This window comes from Campylobacter sp. 2018MI13, from assembly GCF_018501135.1.
Lineage (GTDB): Bacteria > Campylobacterota > Campylobacteria > Campylobacterales > Campylobacteraceae > Campylobacter_E.
This window is the reverse complement of sequence record NZ_JAHCZC010000010.1, coordinates 1-21494: the sequence shown is the minus strand read 5'-3', so window position 1 is coordinate 21494 and position 21494 is coordinate 1. Positions and strand designations below refer to the sequence as shown.

Here is a 21494-nt window from a genome sequence, read left to right as displayed (position 1 = left end):
GTGAATTGTAATTTTAGTAAAATCAATAAAATTAGCTATTTTATATATGGTTGTTTTGGTATTTATCAAGGAAATTTATACACTACTAATAAAAATCGGCGAATATATAAATTAAAAAATTTTGCTTAGCAATAAATTGAAATTCTTGTTTTAAATTCCATAAGAAAATTATCAAGATTTAACCTTTGTATTAATTATAGTCTTAAGATAAGCAAGACATAATCCATACATTTAGACTATATTATTAGGTATATGAATGAAAAAATTTTACAAAATAATCTATATTAAATACAACACTAAAACAAAAGAAGAATTACAAGCATTAGTAAATGATTTGAGTATAAGCTTAGGTGATATAGATACAAGTGCTATTGCTGATATTGGCATACTTTTTAAATATACAAAAAAAGACTTTAGTGCTATAAGCAGCTGGAATGTTAGCAATGTAACTGATATGATTATTATGTTTGTTTATTTTAAGATAGAAAACGATACTTCAAAGCACTCAAAAAGATTTTCAAATTATTAAATCTTATAATTAATTTAAACTAAAAAATAAAAAGTTTTTGATTAATTTATAATCTTAGAAATTAGAGCAATTATTTGACATATTATAAGGCTAAATTATGCTTTATTTAAAGCTATATTTTTATAATACTTATACATTTTATTTTAGGGGGTATTTATGAAAATAAGTGTATTAGGTATTGGCGGAACTATTTGTATGCTAAAAGATAGTAGTGGTGGGGTAAATCCTAAATTAGATGCAAAAATGTTGGTTGAAAGCATAGGGTTAAGCGAAGATATAAAAATAGAAGCAAAAACGATTTTATCTCTTCCTAGCCCATCTTTAAATTATGATAATTTATTAGAAGTGTTAAAAACAGCAAAAGAAGAGATTAAAAATGGCTCAACTGGAGTTGTTGTTACTCAAGGAACTGACACTCTTGAAGAAAGTGCATTTTTGCTTAGTTTATTTTGGGATGAAGCAGCTCCTTTAGTAATTACTGGTGCTATGAAAAATCCTAGTGAAATAGGAGCCGATGGGGCTAGTAATTTATATCAAGCAATTTTAGTAGCAAGCAATACAAATTCCTTAAATCGTGGGGTTCTTTGTGTGTTTAATCATACTATTTATCAACCTAGATTTATACATAAAAGCAATTCTTTTTCACTTGAAACTTTTGTATCTATTAATGGTGGAAATATAGGTTATATTTATGAAAAAGATGTAATTTATATAAGTCCAATTTATAAAAATAAGATTTATAAAACGCCTAATAGTTTAAATAAAAATGTAGCAATAATCCCTACTTGCCTTGATGGTGATAGTATGTTTTTAAATAATTTATCAGGTTTTGATGGTTTGGTAATTGATGGTTTTGGAGCTGGTCATGTATCGTTTATTGCGGCTAGAAAATTAAAAGAATTAAACTTAAAAATTCCTTGCATTATCACAACTCGTACAGGAAGTGGAATGAGTGCTTATAAAACATATGCTTATGAAGGAAGCGAGATGGATATGCAAAAAAATGGCTTTATTATGGGGAGTTTTTTTGATAGTTTAAAAGCAAGATTGTTTTTAACAATGCTTTTATCTAATGGTTTTTCAAATAATGAAATCAAAAAAGAATTTGAAAATTACTATAAATATTTTTAATTTTATTATTTGTAGTTGAGATAAACATATAAAGGATGGATTATGAATTATATTATTGTTGCTCAAATTATTATGAGCATTACGCTAATTTTGATGGTAATTGGAAAAACACCACTTTATTTAACAGCACTTATTGGCACTACAATTAGTGTTTTAGTTGCTATGCTTGATATAAGAGAACTTACTTTAAACAAATTATTATTATCAGGACTTAATCCTGTGATTTTAGATATGACTGGTATTTTAATGTTTATAGGAACTATGCAAGCAAGCGGTTTTATGGATGATATTATAAAATTAATTATTAAAATTGGTAGAAAAATTGGTGGCGGAGAAGGAATTGCAGCAGCTAGTGCTATTGGTGCAGGTGTAATTGGAATGCTTACAGGTTTTACTCAACCATCTGTAACTGCAGTTGTAACTGCAAAGCCATCGGTTTTATTAGGAATGAATCCAAATCATTCAGCAGCTATTCACGCTCACGCAGGACATTTAGGCAATTTTGGTGGCTTTACTCACCCAACACAGGTTGCTATTATTGGGGCTACTAATATTGGATTTGGTCTTATAAATATTTTTGGTATTGCAATTGCCGTGTTTTTGATTATTTGTTCTGCTATTAGGTCTAAAATTTATAGAAAAAAATATTCTATTAGCATAGATAAAGATAAATTAAATCAAGCTATTAAAGAACTAGAAGAACAGAAAAGTAAATATAATACTTTCGTGGTATTTTTACCTTTTATAGCACTTTTTGCTGGCTTTATTTTTGGCTATCCTATATTTTTACTCGGTGTTTTTGCTAGTGTTTTGACTATTATTTTAGCAAAAATGAATATTTTTAGTGCTGAAAAACAAATGATAGATGGCGTTGGTAAAATCGCAATCCCACTTGTTGCAACTATAACATTTTTGTTTATGAGTGTTACTATTAAAGAAATAGGGTTAGCAAAAATTATTGCAGATGTTTTTGAACCTATTTTAAAAATCGCCCCTGTTCAAGCAATGTTTGTAGTAGCTGTTGTAGCTGGATTTATTACACAAAGTTATGGTGCAAGCTCGGCTATAGTTTTACCATTTTTGCAAGCTACTATGAGTAGTTGTCCTTATACTTTCGCACTTGCTTTAGTTGCTGCTGGCGGTGCATCAATTGCGCAGTATTTTTTAACAGGTGGTCCTATTGCAGCATTATCTACTGTTATACCTATTGTGGAAGGTTCTAATTTAAAAGATGCTAATAGGTTTCAAAGACCATCTCAACTTATTGCATTAGGCTTACTTTTAGTACTTTCATTTATAATTAAATTTTAAGAAAAAGGGGTTTAAATTCTATTGAATTTAAACCCTAAATACATTATTTAGATATAGAATTTATAAAGATTTATAGATGTGATTAACAAAACTTTTTATTTTATATTTTTTAGTTGTTTAGTTTAAATTATTATTTGAAATTCCTATTTCAAATTCTACAAAAATACACGAAACAAATTCCTAGTAAAAAATCAAGCTAACAATAATACAAACTAATAAAATAAAATTAAAAATATGTAAAGCTTCAAAAATATTAAAGAAATGATTGTAAAAACTTTAAGCAAAGCCCTAATTTTAGGGCTTTAGACTTAATTAAATATTTTAAATAGTATAAATATAAAAAATGCAGCAGGGGTTGCTTTAAATAGTATAAATGCCATGTTTTTGCTGATATTATTTTTTAACTCATTTTCTGATACATTTTTTCTTGTATTAGCCATCAAATCAAAAGCTACACAATATTTTCCAGCTTTATTTAAATTCTTTTCTGTATTTTCTAGTGATGTTATTAAATCCATTTTATTCTCCTACATGTTTTAAGGTAATATATGGTGATAATTGATAAATATCAAAAATAACTTCGCCGTATTTATTCACCAAAGTTTTTAGATTAGGTTCCATTGATGCTAAATCTTTATATGTATTATTTTCTTTAGTAATTGTGCTTTCATAATAACGCCATGATATTATGAAATATACTAAGAAAATTATAGCTCCTGTAATTAGACTTGAATTACATGCAAATATCAATGAGATAATAAGAATAATTGTTAAATTGATTGGATAATTTTTACTTTCTTGGTGTATTGTTTTTAGCTCTTGATTAGATTTGTAAACATATCTTAAAAATTCTATGCATTCGTAGAAATTTATACAATTTTGCTTTAATCTTTCATAATCAATTTCTACTCCGTTTGCGTGATTTTCTCTACCTATTAATGCCACAGTACCTTTTAGTTTAAATACATTATTGACCGTAATTGTTGAACTTGTATTTGTTGTAGATATTGATGAAGATAAATTATTAGTTATTATGTTGCGATTATAACTTGTATGAGTTTGTGCTGTCTCACTAGCATTCATACTCTTAGTATGTTGAGATCTTACTATATTGATGATAGCATTAAAACCCATAAGACTAACCATTTTCTTAAGGGATTGTTCGGCATCTTCATAGCTAATGTTTGAACTCGTTGATATTTCTAGTTCACTTGCGAATATTACTTGATATCCCCCACCTATAATATCTCCACTATTTATGAGTCTTACGCCTAGCGCCAAATCAAATTTTGGATTTTGTGCTTTTAGCTCTTCAATAGTGCTAACACTATTCATTTGTGACTCCTTTGCTTTGGAATGTTTAAATGAGTATATTAATATTTTTAAATTAAATATGTTTTAATTTAGCTTATTTAAGTTAAAAACATATTTAATAATTTAACTTACCTAAGAACAGGGCAAGAAAGTTAGTTTTTGGCTTATAAATTATGTTTGATTGAAAATACACTAAAGAAATTCTTGGCTGATTACAGCTGCTAACCGATAAAATACCGATAAATTATACTGAAAAACTGCCGAGATTTTAAATTGCTATGATGAGTATATAAAATTTAAAGAATTTAAAATCAGAATTAGAAAAAGAAAAATTCCGTCCAATAAACGAGCTACTAAGTGGCAAAACAAGGTTTGCTAACTTTATCAGCCTTTGGCAAAAAGTAACGATTAATGATTTAGGTCTAGCTTACAATAGGCTTTCAGATAAAAAAGAAAAAAATTTGAAGATGATAACTTAAACTGCATTACATATAAAAATATTTTTGATAGTGTTAAAATAAACGATGGTGAAAAAAATAAAGAAGATGTATTTTTTACTATTTAATCTAAAATCATATACGAAATATGGACTTTATTTGTTATTTTAGAAGAATGTGAAATTTATATTTAAATAGCTTTGGCTTTAGACCTAATGAAATGATAAATACTAAGTATGCGAGTTTTTATTTTAGGAGTTCTATTTTTATGGAAAAATTAATGAAGTTAGCACAAGGTAGCACGAGATATAATTTATCTAAAACTAATTTTTTAAAAGTAAAATTCCTAAGTTTATAAGAACAGAATAAGTTGGGGGGGGGTAATTATGTGTGATGAGCGTTTGGAGTGCCTAAACGAGCTAATAATAGCTGAAATTTCCCCCAATTTCACCTTTTAACCGAACTTTTAAGTGGTAATATTCGGGTAAAGATTTTAAGTATGTATGATTAAAGGAAAACAATGGATAAAGAAAGAGGTAAAATAATTGTTGAATTTAATAAGGTTGCATTCAACTTAAGAAAAAATAGTCCTGCAAAAAGAATTGTGAAGGCAAAAATATACGATGAAAAAAAGATTGAACAAAATATAAAAAATTTATTTGTGGTTGAAAACAGCTTACTATGTAAAATTACATATAGTGATTTAAATGTTATAGATAAAATTTCATTTCAAGGAAATGAAGAAAAAACAACTATTGATAGTATTTGTTGCAAGCACTTGAATTTTTCATTTAATGAAATAGTATTTGAAAATATTGTTTTTAAGCTTAGCAAATTTGATTGTAATGATTTGTTTAAATTATTTTTTAAGTTAAGTGAATTTTTAAAAATCAGTTTTAAAAATTGTATATTTAATTCAAGCGATATTCAGAGAGTTTATGATATTAAATTTAAAAAATTATATTTTGATAATTGCGAATTTAATGATAAATTATCTTTTAATAATTGCGTATTTGATACTCAATTTCTTATATTAAATTCAAGAGTTAGTGATAAATTTAAAAATTCTCATAATAAAGAAGTTATTGCTTTTTATGATTGTAAGTTCGAATGCTTGCCTTTGATACATATAGAAGAATCACAAAATTATGAATTATTATTTAAAAAATCATCTTTTAACAATAAAATAAATCTTAGTAATAATGTTTTTGACAATAAATATAAACAAGTAAAATTTGAAGATATTGATTTTAAAGATATAGAATTTGATTCTGAATATGGTAAAAACACTTTTGAACAAGATATATTATTTGTAATGTCTAAATTTGAAAATATCGCTTTTTGTGGAATAGAAATAAAATCTAGTATTAATTTTGAAACATGTACATTTAATAGAGAATTTGAATATGATGATGAATTATTTCATCAAGATAAGATTAGTTTCAATAATTCTACCTTTAATGGTAGTTTTGTGGTAAGAAGCAATAGGAAAGAAATAAATAGAGAGTTATCTTTTAAAAATGTAAAATTTAACAAAGATTTTAAATTAGATAATGTAAAAATCAATAAAGATATTACATTCGTAGGGGCAGAATTTAATGGTAATTTGTATATTAATAATTGCGAAATACTTGAAAATATATTTTTCACATCTTCTAAATTTAAGCAAAATCTTGATTTTGCTAATTCAACATTTAAAAAATTTGTAGATTTGGATAAAGCAGAAATAGGCAATGTGGTTAATTTTAATAGCACTATTTTTCAAAATACCCCCATTTTGAGCTTAGCTTATATGCAACAAAACACGATTGTGGATATAACATTTATGCAAATTATACATTCTAGCATAGAAGATATGGAAAAAAGTATTGCAAATTATTTAAAGCTAAAAAAACAAAATATTGATAATAAAGATAAATTAGAAGTTATTGTAAATTTAAGAGAAACATATAGGATATTTAAAGATATTTTAATAAATAAGCACAATACAATAGATGCTTCTAGATACAAAAATATTGAACTATATTTGAAAGAATTGGAATATAAATATCAAGATAAAGTATTAGATGAAGATAAAAATAATAAGTTTGGAAAACTTAGCATGAGAGAACAACTAGACTGGATTTTATTGAAACTAAATAGGATTGTAAGCGACCATCATTCTGATTTATTTCAAATAATTATTTTTACTTTAAGTATGGTTGGTGGGTATGTTTTAATTGATTATGCTTTTTTTGAAAGAAAAGAAATTATTGATTTTATTAATCAGCAAACAGAATACCTAAAAGTTTTCTTTTTCTTCTCTGTTTTAATTGCTATGGTTTTTGCATTGTTTTTTATATTTTATTATTTTTTAGAACCTAGAAAATCTAAATTATCTATAATTTGTAAATATATAATGCATTTTATAATTACTCTAATTGTAATAAATATTGCAATTAGTGAAGATTATGATGTGATATATGCTGTTATGTCTTATGTATTTATGTTTAACCTTATGGCAAATAAAACAGCAAGATATATTTTAATGGTGTTTGGTTTGTTTTGCATATCTTATTTGCTTTTTAAACACGGTTACTTTTTATCTGTTGCTGATATTGTTGCGAATAAACAGCTAGTTAAGTTTAAATATTTTTTAATAATTGTGTGTCCAAGTTTATTATTTATTGCTTATGTTTGTTTTGCTGTGTTGGTGTATAGAAAAAATGGGTTGTTGGTATTTTTTGCTTTAATAGGTATTGTTGGGATATATTATAGCCCTAGCATAATAACCCCATTTTTAGGGGCGTTTTCAGAAGATGCGAGAAATCATTATCTATATAAAGCCATAGATGAGTTAGACAGTCAAAAGGCACTAGAATTATCAAGACAGATTTTAGCTAAAGAGCCGATAAGTGAATTAAACGCCAAAAAGACATTAAAAGACTATAAAGGCGAGCTAAAATCATCAGATTTGCTAGACAAAGCCCCCGAGCTAAAACGAGCCGTAGCGATAGATGGTGGGGTCTCAAGGCTTAATATAGCTTATTATTTAGTTCTTGCGTTTTGTATATTTGCCTTGCAAAAAACAATGCGTAAAAACTCAATAATCCCAAGTTAAAACCAAATTTCGTTTGTTTGCCTAAACTTGCCAAACAAACGAAATTCCGAATTCAAATTCCAAATACGCAAATAAATTCCAAAGCCAAACAAGTGACATTTGGAGCTTTGTAGAATTTATTTCGTGTATTTTTACATATAAACATATCAAATTTATTTTTCAATATTAGTGCTTTTGTGTATTTTAAAATTTAAATAGTATGATAATCCAAATATTAAAACATTGTTTTTTAATGGAGTGATTGATGTCTAAAAAATTATCAGCTAATGTATATAAAGTTAAAGTTGACAATAACTTATTTACAAATTTGTCTTTTGAAGATTTGCTAATGAAATTTAATTGTGAATGCAAAGCAGATAATAATGAAACACAGAGCAAAAGATATTTTTATATATCTACAAAAAGTAAAAAAGAAATATCTATTTATCTTGATAGTTTTGAACATAGGGCAAAATTTACATCAAATGTATTTGATGATACGATATGTTTTTTATTAGCAAAAGATGTTAAGTGTTTGTATGAAAATAAAGTAGAAGGCTCTTTAGATAATAAAAATACTGAACCAGACAATATAGAAATACAATCAAAATTACCGACACATTGCGTGTATTTTAAAAATTCAAGTTGTTTAATTATCCAAGATGGGGAGAATGCTACAACTTCATCAGAAATAGAAAAAGGAATAAAAAATGTAGAAGGAAATGTAAAGATAACTCAACTAAAACGCAATGATGTTATACAACAGATAGCAAGAGTAGCATCAGCTATTGAAAAAATAGATATAGAAGATTTGCAACTTGCTGAATTTTTAACACAAACTGATGGAACAACACTAGCAGAGCTTATGTCAGACCCAGATAGTAAAATTAAACTTACACTTAACTTAGTGGATAAGTCAGATGAGTGTAAAGAAAAAATTATTGATTTGTTTGTAAAAAGTTATAAAAAAGAGATAAAAAAGAAATTTAATAACTTGAAAATATCTTACAAGAATAACGATGGAGATACTGAAGCTTTTGAATTGATAAAAAATTTATTAAAATTTAAAATAGAAGTAGATAAAGACTTGTCTGATTTTGATAGCAACAAGGAAGATAAAGATAGGTTGGAAATTTCTTTGGAAATATACAAAGAATTAATTATAAAAGGTAGAAGTCTTGGTTTGGATAGAGTGGATATTTAAAAATTTATTTTTACCTATTGCAAGCATAGGTTTAGTATTATGGGGAAATTGGAAAGGATATATTTATGAAACCATGTCTGTTTATGATAATATAAATAACAATATATTATCTTTTGTGGGAGTAATGTTTGGTTTTACAATAGCAGCTACCCCATTTATTTTGTCAGCATTTGACAATAATCCTATTGTTCAAAAACTTATGGAAAATAAAGCAAATAGAGAAAAAGTATTTAAGCCTTTACTACAATTTATACCCATTTTTTTAAAAGTTTCTATAAGGCTGTTTTGCTGTATTCTTATATTTATTTTTTGTAAGGATTATTACTTTAAAGATTCAAAGATAATTTTTGATTTTAATTGGCAAACTCTTTTATTTTGTGTTGTTTTTGCATTTTATGTGTATTTTATATTTATTTTTTTTATGCAGGTTTATGAATTTATAAGAATAATTAAAGTTATGTTAAATTTTTATATTAAGAAGATATACGATAATAAAAGTGAATAAATTATCAAATATAAATTAAAGCTTTTGCTAGAATTTTATTTACAATTTGAAAAAATCAAATTCAATTTTGGTTGTTAGTGGTTTATATGTGAAAATTTTGCCAAACAAACGAAATTCCGAATTCAAATTCCAAAAATACACAAATTAAATTCCCGCCACGCAAGGGCTTTTGCATTTAGCCTAAATCAATGCAAGTTGTTTAAAATGCATTTAAAATTTCAAAGGTGTGGCGATGGATTTTAGTATAGAAAGCAATGTAAAAGCGTATTTTATAGACACTTTAAAGGATTTGGGCTGGCAGTATTTAAGTGAAAAAGAATGCAACGAGCTTAGGCAAAACGACCTTAATGAACCTTTGTTTGTTATAATAGATAAGCTACTTACGGGCTTTGACGCTCCGTGTGCTAAAAAACTTTATATAGATAAAAACCTAAAAGAACACAATCTACTTCAAGCCATAGCAAGGGTAAATAGGCTAAAAGAGGGCAAAGATGAGGGGATAATCGTGGATTATAGAGGGCTACTTAGTGAGCTTGATACCACGCTTAGTAGATATGACGCGCTTAGCGGATATGATGAGAGTGATTTGGTGGGGGCGGTTTTTAAAATAGACGGCTCTTTAGATGATATGCGGGAGAGCCTAGCCGTGCTTGATGAGATGTTTGCAGGGCTTGATGATGAGGTAGAAAAGCTAAAGGTTTTAAAGGATTTATCATTTAGGGATAGGTTTTGCAAGATTTTAGTAAGGTTTAGCAACCTTGTGGGTGTGGTGCTAAATACTCGTAAGCTAAGGGCAAGTTTAAGCGAAGATGAAAAGGAGAAAATCAAGGCAAGCCTTAAAAAATACTTAAGCCTAAGAAGCTCGGCACAGGTCTTTTATGCTGAGGATTTTAGCCTAAAAGAATACGAGCAAAGTATGCAAAAGCTACTAGATGAGCATTTAAAGGTAGGGCAAATTTATACGCTAAATGAACCGCTTGATATATTAAGCGATGATTTTTCAAGGGTTGCGGGTGATTTTAGTGATGAGGTGAAGGCTCATGGAAAGCTAAATGCACTAGAAAAAGAAGTGAAAAAATACGAAGTGATAAATCCTGAAATTTTTGTAAGATTTAGTGCAAGGATAGAGGAGATTTTAGAAGTTTATAGAGCAAAAAGGCTTAGCGAGAGTGAGTTTTATAAGCTTAGCTGTGATTTAGCTAAGGATTTTAAAAAGGATTTGACAGATGACCCGCTTGAGCGTAATCTTGCTAGAGATTTTGATAAGGATGATGTGGGGCAAATCATTGCCTTGCTTGATAGTGAGTTTAGTAAATTTGCTAATGTGCCTGAATTTGATGAAAGTATCAAAAACAAAATCGCAACCGAACTCATAGTAAAAAATGCTACCTTTCATAACAAAAATCAACAAATTAAACGACATAGAAAACTACATAAACTCCCTAATTAAAATCTACCTAGGCAAACGCGGTGGGTAGTTAGTGGCTTTAGGCTATGATTTGAGATACAAATTTCATTTGTTTGTAGCAAATATGAACAAACGAAATTCCGATTTTAAATTCTTTATTTTTTTAGTTATTTTATAAATAAACCAACAAGGAATAAGATATAAAATAAAATATTTTTAAAGATAAAAATGAGCTTGATAGAGTATAATTTACAACGAAATCTTATTTGCAATTTGCCTTGAGAATATGTAAGATTTTTCGTGAATTTTATTAATTAAGGAGAAATTTATGAATGATAAATTAGTAAAAATATTTTGTGTGATATTGAAAAGAATTTACAAAAAATTTATAGATAATATATTTAAAATAGTATTTTATTCTATGTATTTTGTAGCTGTAATGCCAATTTTTATTTATTATGTTTTTAATATTCATTATATTCCAAGTCTAGAACTTAAGGATGTATTTATATATCTAGTATCTTCATTTTTTGTGGTAATGATAGGAGTTTTACTTATTTATATGTTGCATGAAGGTAATTATTTAATATTTATTAGTTCTACCAAAGGAATTATCGATAAGGCTTTTAAATATTTAACTCTTGCTACAAGCTTATTATCTTGTGGTTTTTTATGTGTTTTTATTTTAAGCAGTAATAATGATGATTCAATTATATTAATCATATTAATTATGTTGGCAATTTTATTCATAGCGTTTCCTATTATAAAAAATCAATATTTTAAAAGAATATGCTTTTTAATATCTTCTATCTTAATTTTATCAAATAGTAATTTTAGTGTGGTAAAAATTTTAGGTATAGGCAATTATTATGCAGATGTTGAGCTAGATAACAACTATGTAAAAACAAAAATAATATTATCTAAGTTGGATGATTCGCAAATTGATAAAACTTATATTGAAGATAATAAAGTAATTGTAAAAAATATTAAAGTTTTAAATAGTGCAGGAGATGAATTGCTTTTACAAGTAGAAAGCAAGGATAAAAAAATCAAACATAAGCCTTTAAGGTTTAATAAAAAATATGCAGATATTTTATAGTTTTTAATCATTCCTAAGCCTAGCGGAAGCTAGGCAAATATAAGGCTTTTTTGCTACACTAAGAAAAACCACTTAAGGATAAAAATGGCAAAGAAAGTAGAAATCAAACTAGAAGATGCGTTGTGGAAAAGTGCCGATAAATTACGCAAAAACATCGATGCAGCAGAGTATAAACACATAGTTTTAGGACTTATATTTTTACGCTACATTAGCGATAGTTTCATGCAAAAATACGAAGAATTACTCAAAGAACAATCCGAAGGAGCCGACCCAGAAGATGCAGACGAATACCTAGCTGACAATATCTTTTTCGTCCCAGAAAAATCTCGCTACAACTACATAAGAGATAACGCCAAAAATCCCAAAATAGGCAAAATGCTAGATGAAGCAATGGACGAGATAGAAAAACACAACGATGCCTTAAAGGGAGTTTTGCCAAAAGTCTATGCCAAAGACAATCTAGATAGCAAATGCCTAGGCGAACTCATAGACCTGATAGGCAACATCGCCTTTGATACTGGTAAAAGTGCCGATGTTTTAGGTCATGTATTTGAGTATTTTTTAGGTGAGTTTGCCCTAGCCGAAGGCAAACAAGGCGGACAATTCTACACTCCAAAATGCGTCGTAGAGCTCCTAGTAGCCATGCTTGAGCCGTATAAGGGCAGAGTGTTTGACCCTTGCTGTGGGAGTGGTGGTATGTTTGTTCAAAGCGAAGAGTTCGTAAAATCTCGCCAAGGCAGGCTAGATGATATCTCAATCTATGGTCAAGAGTCAAATCAGACTACCTACAAACTCGCCAAAATGAACCTAGCCATAAGAAAAATTGAAAGCTCACAAGTGATATGGAATAACGAAGGCTCATTTTTAAACGACGCTCACAAAGACCTAAAAGCTGATTTTATCATAGCCAACCCACCATTTAACGACTCAGACTGGAGTGGCGAACAGCTAGAAAAAGACGGCAGATGGAAATACGGCGTCCCACCAGCAAGCAACGCCAACTACGCTTGGATACAGCACTTTTTATATCATCTATCGCCAAACGGCGGTGTAGCAGGATTTGTCCTAGCCAAAGGCGCACTTACAAGCAACACTACAAATGAATCAGCCATTAGAAAAGCACTCATTGAAGATGATTTGATAGATTGTATAGTAAATCTACCCGCAAAGCTATTTTTAAACACAGGTATCCCTGCATCACTTTGGTTTATAAGACGCCAAAAGCTACCAAACACAGCTAAAAAGACGCTTTTTATAGATGCAAGAGATTTAGGAACTATGATAAATAGACGCAACAAAACCCTAAGCAAAGACGACATAAACCAAATCGCAAACACTTATAAAGCTTGGAAAAACGGCACAGATTATGAAGACATAAAAGGCTTTTGTAAAAGTGCTAGCATAGATGAGATAAAAGAGCTTTCTTATGTGCTTACTCCAGGGCGTTATGTGGAGCTTGCTGATAGTGATGATGAGTTTGATTTTGATACTAGATTTAACGAGCTTTTAACCAAGCTAAAATCCCAAATTAAAACCGAGCAAGAGCTAAGCGAAACTATCTTAAAAAACTTAGAGAAGATTAAATGATGTTTTGTGTTATGCTTTCGTCAAAATCACTTAAAACTAGCTTAATTTATACAGCCCACAGCTTGAAAATACGAGCTTTTAGCGTTTTTTCTTCTGTTGTGCTTTCGTCATTATCTTTTAAACCAAGCTTAAACAAACGAAATTCCGAATTTAAATTCTTGAATTTATTTCGTGTATTTTTTACGGAAATAAATTCCAAGGGATTAAGATATGAATAATTGGAAAAAATGTAAGCTTGGGGATATTTGTAGTAAGATAACCGATGGTTCTCACAAAAGCCCACCAAGTCAGACTAGCGGTTTTCCTATGGCATCTGTAAAAGATATGGAATATAATCAAATAAATTTAAACACTTGTAGAAAAATTTCTAAAGAAGATTATTTGGAGTTGGTAGCAAGTGGGTGCCAACCAGAAATAAATGATATTTTAATTGCCAAAGATGGTAGTTATTTAAAACATGTTTTTCGTGTTAGAACAAAAGAAGAATTAGTATTACTATCTTCAATAGCTATTATTAGACCGATATTGGAGCAGGTGTGTCCTCAATTTTTAACTTATGTATTTAAAAATAAAAGATTTATAGAAGAAATTGAAGCGAATTATGTTACTGGTGCTGTTATACCTAGAATAGTGTTAAGGGATTTTAAAGAAATTGAAATTACACTACCACCATTAGAAGAGCAAAGGCAAATCGCTGCTATTTTAAGTAGTATTGATGACAAGATAGAGCTACTACACGAGCAAAACAAAACCCTAGAAAAACTCGCCCAAACTCTTTTTAGACACTATTTCATAGAAAACCCAAACCCATCTTGGCAAGAAAAATCATTGAAAGATGTATGTGTGATTTTAAATGGATACGCGTTCAAGAGTAAGGAATATTCTCAAAATGGAACAAAAATCGTAAGAACGACAAATTTTAAAAATGGTTTTATTGACAATAAAGATGTTATTTATATTGATAATTTAGAAAATCAATATGATAAATACTTATTAAGAAAAAATGATTTTTTATTAGTTATGGTTGGTGCAAGTTTAGGAAATTATGTAGTGGTTACAAGTAATGTTTTACCAGCTTTGCAAAATCAAAATATGTGGAATTTTAGAGCGTTAGAAGGTGTTTCTCAACATTATTTAAACTATGCTTTAAGGGATATTGTAAAAGAAAGTGTTTATGGTGCTTCGGGAAGTGCTAGGGAATTTTTTCAAAAAAATCAATTTTATGAAAAAAATATATTAGTCCCTAGTTTTGAAATAATGAATAAATTTGAAGAAGAAATTAGTGGGTTTTATGATAAATTAAATGAAAATTTAGAACAAATCCAAACTTTAGAAAATATGCGTGATATACTTATCCCAAAACTCCTAAATGGAGAAATAAAAATAAACAACTAAAGGAGAAGAAATGGCAGAAAACAATAGCAAGGGAGGAATAGATTTTTCTTTAAAATTAAAAAATATTGGAAAGCATCAATCACTAGATTTTAAGGAAAAAATAAATTCTTTAAGGATTGCTTTATATGCAATGAATGGTAGTGGTAAAACATTTATAAGCAGGGCTTTTCGTTTAGCAGAAATGCAAAATATAACTGAACAAAATAACATGATTGATAAGGTTAATGATATTGTTTCTTTTGATAGTAACAATGCTAAAATTCAACTACATATTAAAAATTTAAAAAATCAAGATCAGTTTGACTTAGATATAGAACTTACAAGGGATAAATTTCCGCGTTTTAATCAAAAAATATGGTATATATTTCATGTTTTTAATAGTGATTATATTTTGGAGAATATGCAATCTAGGCAATATGAAGTAAATGGTAATATAGATGGATATATTATAGGAAAAGAAAATATAGATTTGAATGATGAGAAAGCTAAAAGGTCAATATTAGAAAAACAAGAAAAAGATTTAAAGAAAAAAATAAATGATAAAATTCAAGAAGGGTTAAAAGAATTAACTGAGTTAAAAATAAATTCTCGCTTAAAAGAATATCAAAATATTACATTTGATAATATTATTGAAGATATAGAACAAGGATTTGATAATAGCTTAAATTTTTCTAGTCTAGCTAACGAATATAAAAATATATCAAGTGATATTGAAGAATATAAAGATATTGAAAATATAGATTGTGTTGGTATTGATGATGTTAGTTTTCTTAATGAAATACAAACTAAATTGGAAAAAGAGTATTCAAAGTCTAATTTCGCTGAAGATTTTGTAGAAAAAATGAAAAGCAAAAAGGAATTTATAGAGTTAGGTATGAATAATATCAAAGAAGATAATTCTAATTGTCCTTTTTGTGAGCAAAAATTAGATGATAAGGCTAGGGATTTAATAAATAAATATAATGAATTTTTAGATACAGAAGAGACAAAACTTTTAAAGTTTATTGAACGCAGTAGAAATAATTTAGATAATTTTTCTAATCAAATTAAAAGTGACATTGAAAAATCGAAAAATATTCAAGCTGAATATAACAGATTAAAGGCTTTATTTAAACAAAAAGAATTAGGTAATTTAAAAAATATTGAGACTGAAGAGTTTGAATTATTAAAAAATGGGATTGACGCAGTCCGTTCAGCATTAGACAATAAATCTAAAGACATAACACAAGCGATTAATATAAATGATGATATAGAAAGTATTAAAAAATATATTAATATATCTATTGAAGTTGCACAATATAACAATGAATTAATTGCTAGTATAAATAGCTTAAAAAATAATAGCAAGGATTATGTAAAAGAATTAAAAATAAAGATTTGCCAAGCTAAAATGCTAGAAATTAAAAATATAGCAAAAGAAGAAATAAAAGATTATAAAAATAATATTGTTTCCTTAAAAGAATTAAATGCAAGAATAGCGGTAAAACAAGAAAAAGTTAAAAAAAGTAAAAAAGAAGAATTTATCAAAACATTCAGGCTGTTATTGGATGTATTTTTTCAAGGTAAATATGATTTTAGTAAGAGCGATTTTTGTTTAACATTAAACAATGAGTATAAACTTAAAAATAGGATAACTAAAGTATTAAGCGATGGAGAAAAAAGCATAATAGCATTTTGTCATTATATAGCAGAAAGTCATGTGAAAATCTCTCAAGCTGATGAATATGAAAAAATGTTTTTTATAATAGATGACCCTATATCTAGCATGGATTATCATTATGTCTATTCTGTTTCTAAGGTGATAAGGGGTTTGCAAAATTATATTTCAGATATTAAGAATATTAGATTTTTGATATTAACACATAATGTAGATTTTTATAATATGTTAATAAGAAATAAAATTACAAAAGATAATTTTATTTTAGAAAATGGAAAAATAATAAAAATTAATGAAAACAAATATATATTGCCATATATTGAGCAATTAAAAGAGATATATAAAATATATATAGGTCAAGAGAAACCAAAATATCATACAGCAAATTCTATTAGGAATATTTTAGAATCTGTTGGAAGATTTTTTTATCCGACGGATGATTTGCATGATGTTATGCAAAAATTAGGACTTATGGAAGCTGATAATATTTTGTATAGTTTTATAAATGATGGCTCTCATGGTGGATATGTAAGCCAAAAACCAATAACAGAAGATGATAAAAAGCGTTGTTGTGTAGATGTTATAAATGCTTTAACTAAAATAATTCCAGGTCAAATTGAAATGATAGCAAATGAAATAAAGGATAATAAAAATGAGTAAGGCGAAGACTAGCGAGTTTGATTTGGAGCAGTTTGTCATATCATCACTACTTGAGCATGGGTGGTGCTATGAAAAGCCAGTAAGAGCCACCGATGAAGTCTTGTTAGAAACTAGCCTTATAAATGCACTTTGTAGGCTAAATCCACAGCTTGATTTATCAAAGGCTAATGAGATTTATAAAGAGCTAAAAAGCAAAAATAATCTTGGTCTTGTAGATAGTAACGAAAACTTTCATTATAAGCTTGTAAATGGGGTAAATATAAGCACCACAAAAGACGGCGAAAGTAGAGCTGATATTATAAATCTAATTGATTTTGATAATGCAAGCAACAATGAATTTATAGTAACAAACCAGTTAAGCATTACAGAAGATAAAGAAACCAAAATCCCCGATGTAATGCTATACATAAATGGAATTCCACTTGTTTTAATGGAGCTAAAAAGCCCAAGTGATGAAAACGCCACGATAAACTCAGCCTATAATCAAATAAACACTTATAAACAAGCAATCCCAAGTATTTTTGTCTACAATGCTTTTTGTGTGATAAGCGATGGGTATTTTGCTAGGGCGGGGAGTATTTCAGCTGATTTTTCAAGGTTTATGTCGTGGAAAAGTAGCGACGGGATAAACTACGCTCAAAACAAGTCTTTAGAGATAAAAACCCTAATAGATGGTATGTTAAATCCAAAAACCTTGCTAGATATCATTTGCAATTTCATAGTGTTTGAAAAAGAGCAGATAAAAGATATAAATAATATCTTGAGTATAAAAACTACCAAAAAAATCGCAGCCTATCATCAATATTACGCAGTAAATAAAGCTATTAGTAGAACAATCACAGCAAGTAGCAAAGACGGAGATAAAAAAGGCGGCGTAGTGTGGCATACGCAAGGTAGTGGGAAGTCTTTGTCTATGGTGTTTTATAGTGCTAAAGCGATAAAGGCTTTAAACAATCCTACGATTTTGGTTATCACGGATAGAAATGACTTAGATGACCAGCTTTTTGGCACTTTTGCAAGTTGTGCGAACCTTTTAAGACAAGAGCCAAAACAAGCAAACGATAAAGAGCATTTAAAAGAGCTTTTAAGGGTGGCTAGTGGTGGAGTGGTATTTACTACTATTCAAAAATTTAGCCCAGAAAATGACAATGTATTTGAGTGCTTATCGCTTAGGGATAATATCATCGTGATTGCAGATGAAGCACACAGAACCCAATACGGCTTTGATGCAAAAGTAGTAGAAGAAAAGTCAAAAAGTGGCGATGTGCTAGGGCAAAAGATAGTTTATGGTTTCGCAAAATATCTGCGTGATGCTTTGCCAAATGCTACTTATATAGGATTTACAGGAACGCCAATTGAAAGCCATGATATAAACACTCCTGCAGTTTTTGGAAACTATATAGATATATATGATATATCAAGAGCTGTTGAAGATGGCGCTACTGTGAGTATATACTATGAAAGCAGGCTTGCTAAAATAGAGCTAAGCGAAGAAGGAAAAAAGCTCATAGATGAACTAGATGAAAAGCTTGAAAACCAAGAAAATGAAAAAGCAAAAGCTACCAAATTAGAAGCAGTAGTAGGTAGCACAAGCAGACTAAAACAAATCGCTAAAGATATAGTAGAACACTTTGAAACAAGGTCTAGTAAGCTTAGCGGAAAAGGTATGATAGTAAGTATAAGCCGAAGTGTAGCTATAAAGCTATATGATGAAATCATAAAGATAAGACCAAACTGGCATAGCGATGAGCTAAATAGCGGGGCTATAAAAGTAGTGATGACTTCAAGCTCTAGCGATGGAGTGGAGTTTAGCAAACATCATACAAGCAAGACACAAAAGCAGTTTTTGGCAAATCGTATGAGAGATATAAACGATGAGCTAAAGCTTGTTATCGTGGTGGATATGTGGCTAACTGGCTTTGATGTGCCATCGCTTCATACTCTTTATATAGATAAGCCTATGAAAGGGCACAATCTAATGCAAGCGATAGCTAGGGTAAATAGGGTTTATAAGGATAAACCTAGTGGACTTGTGGTGGATTATCTTGGGATTGCAAGTGATTTGAAAAAGGCTTTATCGTTTTATAGTGAAAGTGGTGGCAAGGGCGATATAGTAACCACTCAAGAAGACGCAGTAAAGGTGATGATAGAAAAGCTAGAGATTGTAGAGCAAATGCTACCAAATGATTATGAAAGATATTTTGAGCTTGATATTGGGGCTAGGCTTGAATATATACTTGATGTAGAAGAGCATATATTATCAAATGAAAATGGCAAAGATAGGTTTATGAGCGAGTTTGCAAGGCTTGATAAAGCCTACACGATAGCTATACCGCACGAAAAGGCTTTGAGTATAAAGGATAAAATTGCTTTTATGTATGCGATAAAGGCTAGGTTTTTAAAGTTTGCTAGGGTAAATAAGAGTGAGAACTCTCTTAATCAAACTTTGATAAAACAAGTGGTAGATAAGGCTATCGTATCATCTAGTGTGGTGGATATCTTTGATGCTAGTGGGATAAAAAAGCCTGATATATCTATACTTTCTGATGAGTTTTTGCTAGAAGTAAAGAATATGAAGCGTAAAAACTTAGCCTTTGAAATGCTAAAAAAGATACTAAACGATGAGATAAAATCAAGGCAAAAACTAAGCCTAACAAAGACTAAAAAACTAGCCGAAATGTTAAACGAGACTATCAAAAAATATAACAATAAGCTAATTTCATCAAGCGAGGCACTAGATGAGCTAATAAATATGAGTAAAAGTATAGCAAGCATGGATGATGAGGCTAAAAAATTAGGGCTAAAAGACTATGAATATGCCTTTTACTCAGCACTTGCTTGTAATGATGAGTATGAAAAAATCCTAGGAAATGAAAAGTTTTTAGCTCTTGTTAGCGAGATACTACAAATCATCAAAAACAATGCAAGTATAGATTGGATGATAAAAGAAAATGTAAGAGCAAGGCTAAGAGTAGCTGTAAAAAGAGTGCTTAATAAATACGGCTATCCACCTGATATGCAACAGCTTGCGATTGATGGAGTTTTAGCTCAAGCTGAGATTTTGGCTATTGAATTAGCTAACGAATAGAGTTTAATATTTTTTGTGTAGGATTATCGTTTTTATAATATGCTATTAATTTATATTTTTAATATTTTTAACTATATAATATTATATTTAAGGAGAATAGATGAGTAATAAAACTAGCAATAAAGGTGATATTATTAGTGGAATATTAGGAATTGGAATTTTTGTTGGTGGTGGTGCTTTAGGGTATAGTTATTTTTTCTCTAGTAAAGATATAGCCAAGCTTGAAAGACATATTAGCAATTTACAATATGAAAATAGAATTTTAAATAAGCGATATTCAATAGAAATGGAATATTATTTAATTAATAGTTGTGTGGATAAAAAAACTAGAACTAGCTATTTGTATAAAAAAGAACAATTTGAAGAAGAGTGTTTTCAAACTTTAAAAAACATTGAAAATGATATAAAAGAAAATAATTTAACCACAGAATATATAAAACGGTATTTTTAATCTTTATAAAAAAAATTATAAATATCTTCTCCCAAAATTTCTTTTCTATATGAATACTTATCGTATTTTGAAGATAAGTATTCATACCATTGTTTTAATTCTTCTAGCGTTTTATCACTTGTTTGTTTATCATTATCTTTTAATGCTTCGCTTAAAGTTTTTCTAAATCTATTTTTAAATTTAGAAACTTCTTTTTCATTATTGTGTGTATCTGCGTATATGCAATCTGATATTTCACTTGCTATGTCTTCTTGTTTTTTTCCACTAGTTTTAATTAATTCTTTTATTTGATAAGCATAGTTTTTTGCTATTTTTTTATTTTTATTCATTTTTTCTCTTAATTCACAGGTATTCACAAGTCATTATTATATCATTTCGTAAGTTTTGCAAAACTAAAATAATTTTTAAGGAGAACGCGATGAATAAAAACGCGATGGATAAAGAAGCAGCAGCAAGAATTCAATCAAGCGAAGCTAAGAGAAATGGTGGTATTGTAAGCAAAGATAGTTTTACAGCAAGAGCTCAAAGAGCAGCTAATAAAAATAGCAATAAAAAAGGAGAATAAAATGGCAATGTCTCAAGAAGAATTAGATTTATGGTCAGATATTAATAATCCAAATAACGATGCTTGTATGGATG

The 21494-nt window shown here is 28.6% G+C and carries 17 protein-coding genes; 14 read left to right on the top strand and 3 right to left on the bottom strand.

Going from position 1 to position 21494, the window contains the following annotated elements; translation table 11 throughout:
• Positions 1–256: 256 nt before the first annotated feature.
• The 3 genes from KJQ99_RS01995 to KJQ99_RS01985 all read left to right on the top strand — a co-directional run bounded on the left by KJQ99_RS01995 (position 257) and on the right by KJQ99_RS01985 (position 2971).
• Complete coding sequence (locus tag KJQ99_RS01995) at positions 257–529, top strand: BspA family leucine-rich repeat surface protein (protein ID WP_250325655.1); 273 nt, start codon at positions 257–259, stop codon at positions 527–529.
• Positions 530–685: 156 nt separating this feature from the next.
• Complete coding sequence (locus KJQ99_RS01990; protein ID WP_214149850.1) at positions 686–1660, top strand: asparaginase; 975 nt, start codon at positions 686–688, stop codon at positions 1658–1660.
• 42 nt (positions 1661–1702) lie between these two features.
• On the top strand, positions 1703–2971 hold the full coding sequence (locus tag KJQ99_RS01985) for a citrate transporter (RefSeq protein WP_214149849.1): 1269 nt from the start codon (positions 1703–1705) through the stop codon (positions 2969–2971).
• Between the two features lie 308 nt (positions 2972–3279).
• On the opposite strand, the gene KJQ99_RS01980 is transcribed toward KJQ99_RS01985, so the two are convergent.
• A complete protein-coding gene (locus KJQ99_RS01980) occupies positions 3280–3489 on the bottom strand; it encodes a hypothetical protein (protein WP_214117673.1) in 210 nt (69 codons plus the stop codon).
• Position 3490: 1 nt separating this feature from the next.
• Positions 3491–4306, bottom strand: a complete 816-nt coding sequence (locus KJQ99_RS01975) for a hypothetical protein (RefSeq protein ID WP_214120206.1) — start codon at positions 4304–4306, stop codon at positions 3491–3493.
• A gap of 936 nt (positions 4307–5242) precedes the next feature.
• Between KJQ99_RS01975 and KJQ99_RS01970 the strand changes: the two genes are divergently transcribed.
• From KJQ99_RS01970 to KJQ99_RS01925, 10 genes are all read left to right on the top strand, one after another.
• The gene (locus KJQ99_RS01970) at positions 5243–7822 is read left to right on the top strand and encodes a hypothetical protein (RefSeq protein WP_214149848.1); all 2580 of its coding nucleotides are present in this window, start codon (positions 5243–5245) and stop codon (positions 7820–7822) included.
• Between the two features lie 244 nt (positions 7823–8066).
• On the top strand, positions 8067–9005 hold the full coding sequence (locus tag KJQ99_RS01965; protein WP_214149847.1) for a hypothetical protein: 939 nt from the start codon (positions 8067–8069) through the stop codon (positions 9003–9005).
• Positions 8980–9510, top strand: a complete 531-nt coding sequence (locus KJQ99_RS01960) for a hypothetical protein (protein ID WP_214149846.1) — start codon at positions 8980–8982, stop codon at positions 9508–9510. The genes KJQ99_RS01965 and KJQ99_RS01960 overlap by 26 nt, the downstream gene beginning before the upstream one ends.
• 232 nt (positions 9511–9742) lie before the next feature.
• A complete protein-coding gene (locus KJQ99_RS01955; protein ID WP_214149845.1) occupies positions 9743–10960 on the top strand; it encodes a type I restriction enzyme subunit R domain-containing protein in 1218 nt (405 codons plus the stop codon).
• A gap of 286 nt (positions 10961–11246) precedes the next feature.
• A complete protein-coding gene (locus KJQ99_RS01950) occupies positions 11247–12017 on the top strand; it encodes a hypothetical protein (RefSeq protein ID WP_214149844.1) in 771 nt (256 codons plus the stop codon).
• An 84-nt stretch (positions 12018–12101) separates the two neighbouring features.
• Entirely contained in the window at positions 12102–13604 is a 1503-nt protein-coding gene (locus KJQ99_RS01945) for a type I restriction-modification system subunit M (protein ID WP_214149843.1), read from the top strand.
• A 210-nt stretch (positions 13605–13814) separates the two neighbouring features.
• Positions 13815–14999, top strand: a complete 1185-nt coding sequence (locus tag KJQ99_RS01940; RefSeq protein ID WP_214149842.1) for a restriction endonuclease subunit S — start codon at positions 13815–13817, stop codon at positions 14997–14999.
• A 10-nt stretch (positions 15000–15009) separates the two neighbouring features.
• On the top strand, positions 15010–17316 hold the full coding sequence (locus tag KJQ99_RS01935; RefSeq protein WP_214149841.1) for an AAA family ATPase: 2307 nt from the start codon (positions 15010–15012) through the stop codon (positions 17314–17316).
• Entirely contained in the window at positions 17309–20404 is a 3096-nt protein-coding gene (locus KJQ99_RS01930; RefSeq protein WP_214149840.1) for a type I restriction endonuclease subunit R, read from the top strand. Before KJQ99_RS01935 ends, KJQ99_RS01930 begins: the two co-directional genes overlap by 8 nt.
• A 100-nt stretch (positions 20405–20504) precedes the next feature.
• On the top strand, positions 20505–20855 hold the full coding sequence (locus tag KJQ99_RS01925; protein WP_214149839.1) for a hypothetical protein: 351 nt from the start codon (positions 20505–20507) through the stop codon (positions 20853–20855).
• On the opposite strand, the gene KJQ99_RS01920 is transcribed toward KJQ99_RS01925, so the two are convergent.
• Positions 20852–21184 (bottom strand): hypothetical protein, encoded by a 333-nt coding sequence (locus tag KJQ99_RS01920; RefSeq protein WP_214149838.1) that lies wholly within the window; start codon positions 21182–21184, stop codon positions 20852–20854. The two genes, KJQ99_RS01925 and KJQ99_RS01920, sit on opposite strands and share 4 nt — an antisense overlap.
• An 89-nt stretch (positions 21185–21273) precedes the next feature.
• On the opposite strand from KJQ99_RS01920, the gene KJQ99_RS01915 reads away from it, so the two are divergent.
• Positions 21274–21420 (top strand): hypothetical protein, encoded by a 147-nt coding sequence (locus KJQ99_RS01915; RefSeq protein WP_214149837.1) that lies wholly within the window; start codon positions 21274–21276, stop codon positions 21418–21420.
• Positions 21421–21494 lie beyond the last annotated feature (74 nt).

What these genes read in the sequence shown, in the direction of transcription:
- KJQ99_RS01995 (WP_250325655.1), top strand. Translation starts at nt 257, where the DNA reads ATGAAAAAATTTTACAAAATAATCTATATTAAATACAACACTAAAACA.
- KJQ99_RS01990 (WP_214149850.1), top strand. Translation starts at nt 686, where the DNA reads ATGAAAATAAGTGTATTAGGTATTGGCGGAACTATTTGTATGCTAAAA.
- KJQ99_RS01985 (WP_214149849.1), top strand. Translation starts at nt 1,703, where the DNA reads ATGAATTATATTATTGTTGCTCAAATTATTATGAGCATTACGCTAATT.
- KJQ99_RS01980 (WP_214117673.1), bottom strand. Translation starts at nt 3,489, where the DNA reads ATGGATTTAATAACATCACTAGAAAATACAGAAAAGAATTTAAATAAA.
- KJQ99_RS01975 (WP_214120206.1), bottom strand. Translation starts at nt 4,306, where the DNA reads ATGAATAGTGTTAGCACTATTGAAGAGCTAAAAGCACAAAATCCAAAA.
- KJQ99_RS01970 (WP_214149848.1), top strand. Translation starts at nt 5,243, where the DNA reads ATGGATAAAGAAAGAGGTAAAATAATTGTTGAATTTAATAAGGTTGCA.
- KJQ99_RS01965 (WP_214149847.1), top strand. Translation starts at nt 8,067, where the DNA reads ATGTCTAAAAAATTATCAGCTAATGTATATAAAGTTAAAGTTGACAAT.
- KJQ99_RS01955 (WP_214149845.1), top strand. Translation starts at nt 9,743, where the DNA reads ATGGATTTTAGTATAGAAAGCAATGTAAAAGCGTATTTTATAGACACT.
- KJQ99_RS01950 (WP_214149844.1), top strand. Translation starts at nt 11,247, where the DNA reads ATGAATGATAAATTAGTAAAAATATTTTGTGTGATATTGAAAAGAATT.
- KJQ99_RS01945 (WP_214149843.1), top strand. Translation starts at nt 12,102, where the DNA reads ATGGCAAAGAAAGTAGAAATCAAACTAGAAGATGCGTTGTGGAAAAGT.
- KJQ99_RS01940 (WP_214149842.1), top strand. Translation starts at nt 13,815, where the DNA reads ATGAATAATTGGAAAAAATGTAAGCTTGGGGATATTTGTAGTAAGATA.
- KJQ99_RS01935 (WP_214149841.1), top strand. Translation starts at nt 15,010, where the DNA reads ATGGCAGAAAACAATAGCAAGGGAGGAATAGATTTTTCTTTAAAATTA.
- KJQ99_RS01930 (WP_214149840.1), top strand. Translation starts at nt 17,309, where the DNA reads ATGAGTAAGGCGAAGACTAGCGAGTTTGATTTGGAGCAGTTTGTCATA.
- KJQ99_RS01925 (WP_214149839.1), top strand. Translation starts at nt 20,505, where the DNA reads ATGAGTAATAAAACTAGCAATAAAGGTGATATTATTAGTGGAATATTA.
- KJQ99_RS01920 (WP_214149838.1), bottom strand. Translation starts at nt 21,184, where the DNA reads ATGAATAAAAATAAAAAAATAGCAAAAAACTATGCTTATCAAATAAAA.
- KJQ99_RS01915 (WP_214149837.1), top strand. Translation starts at nt 21,274, where the DNA reads ATGAATAAAAACGCGATGGATAAAGAAGCAGCAGCAAGAATTCAATCA.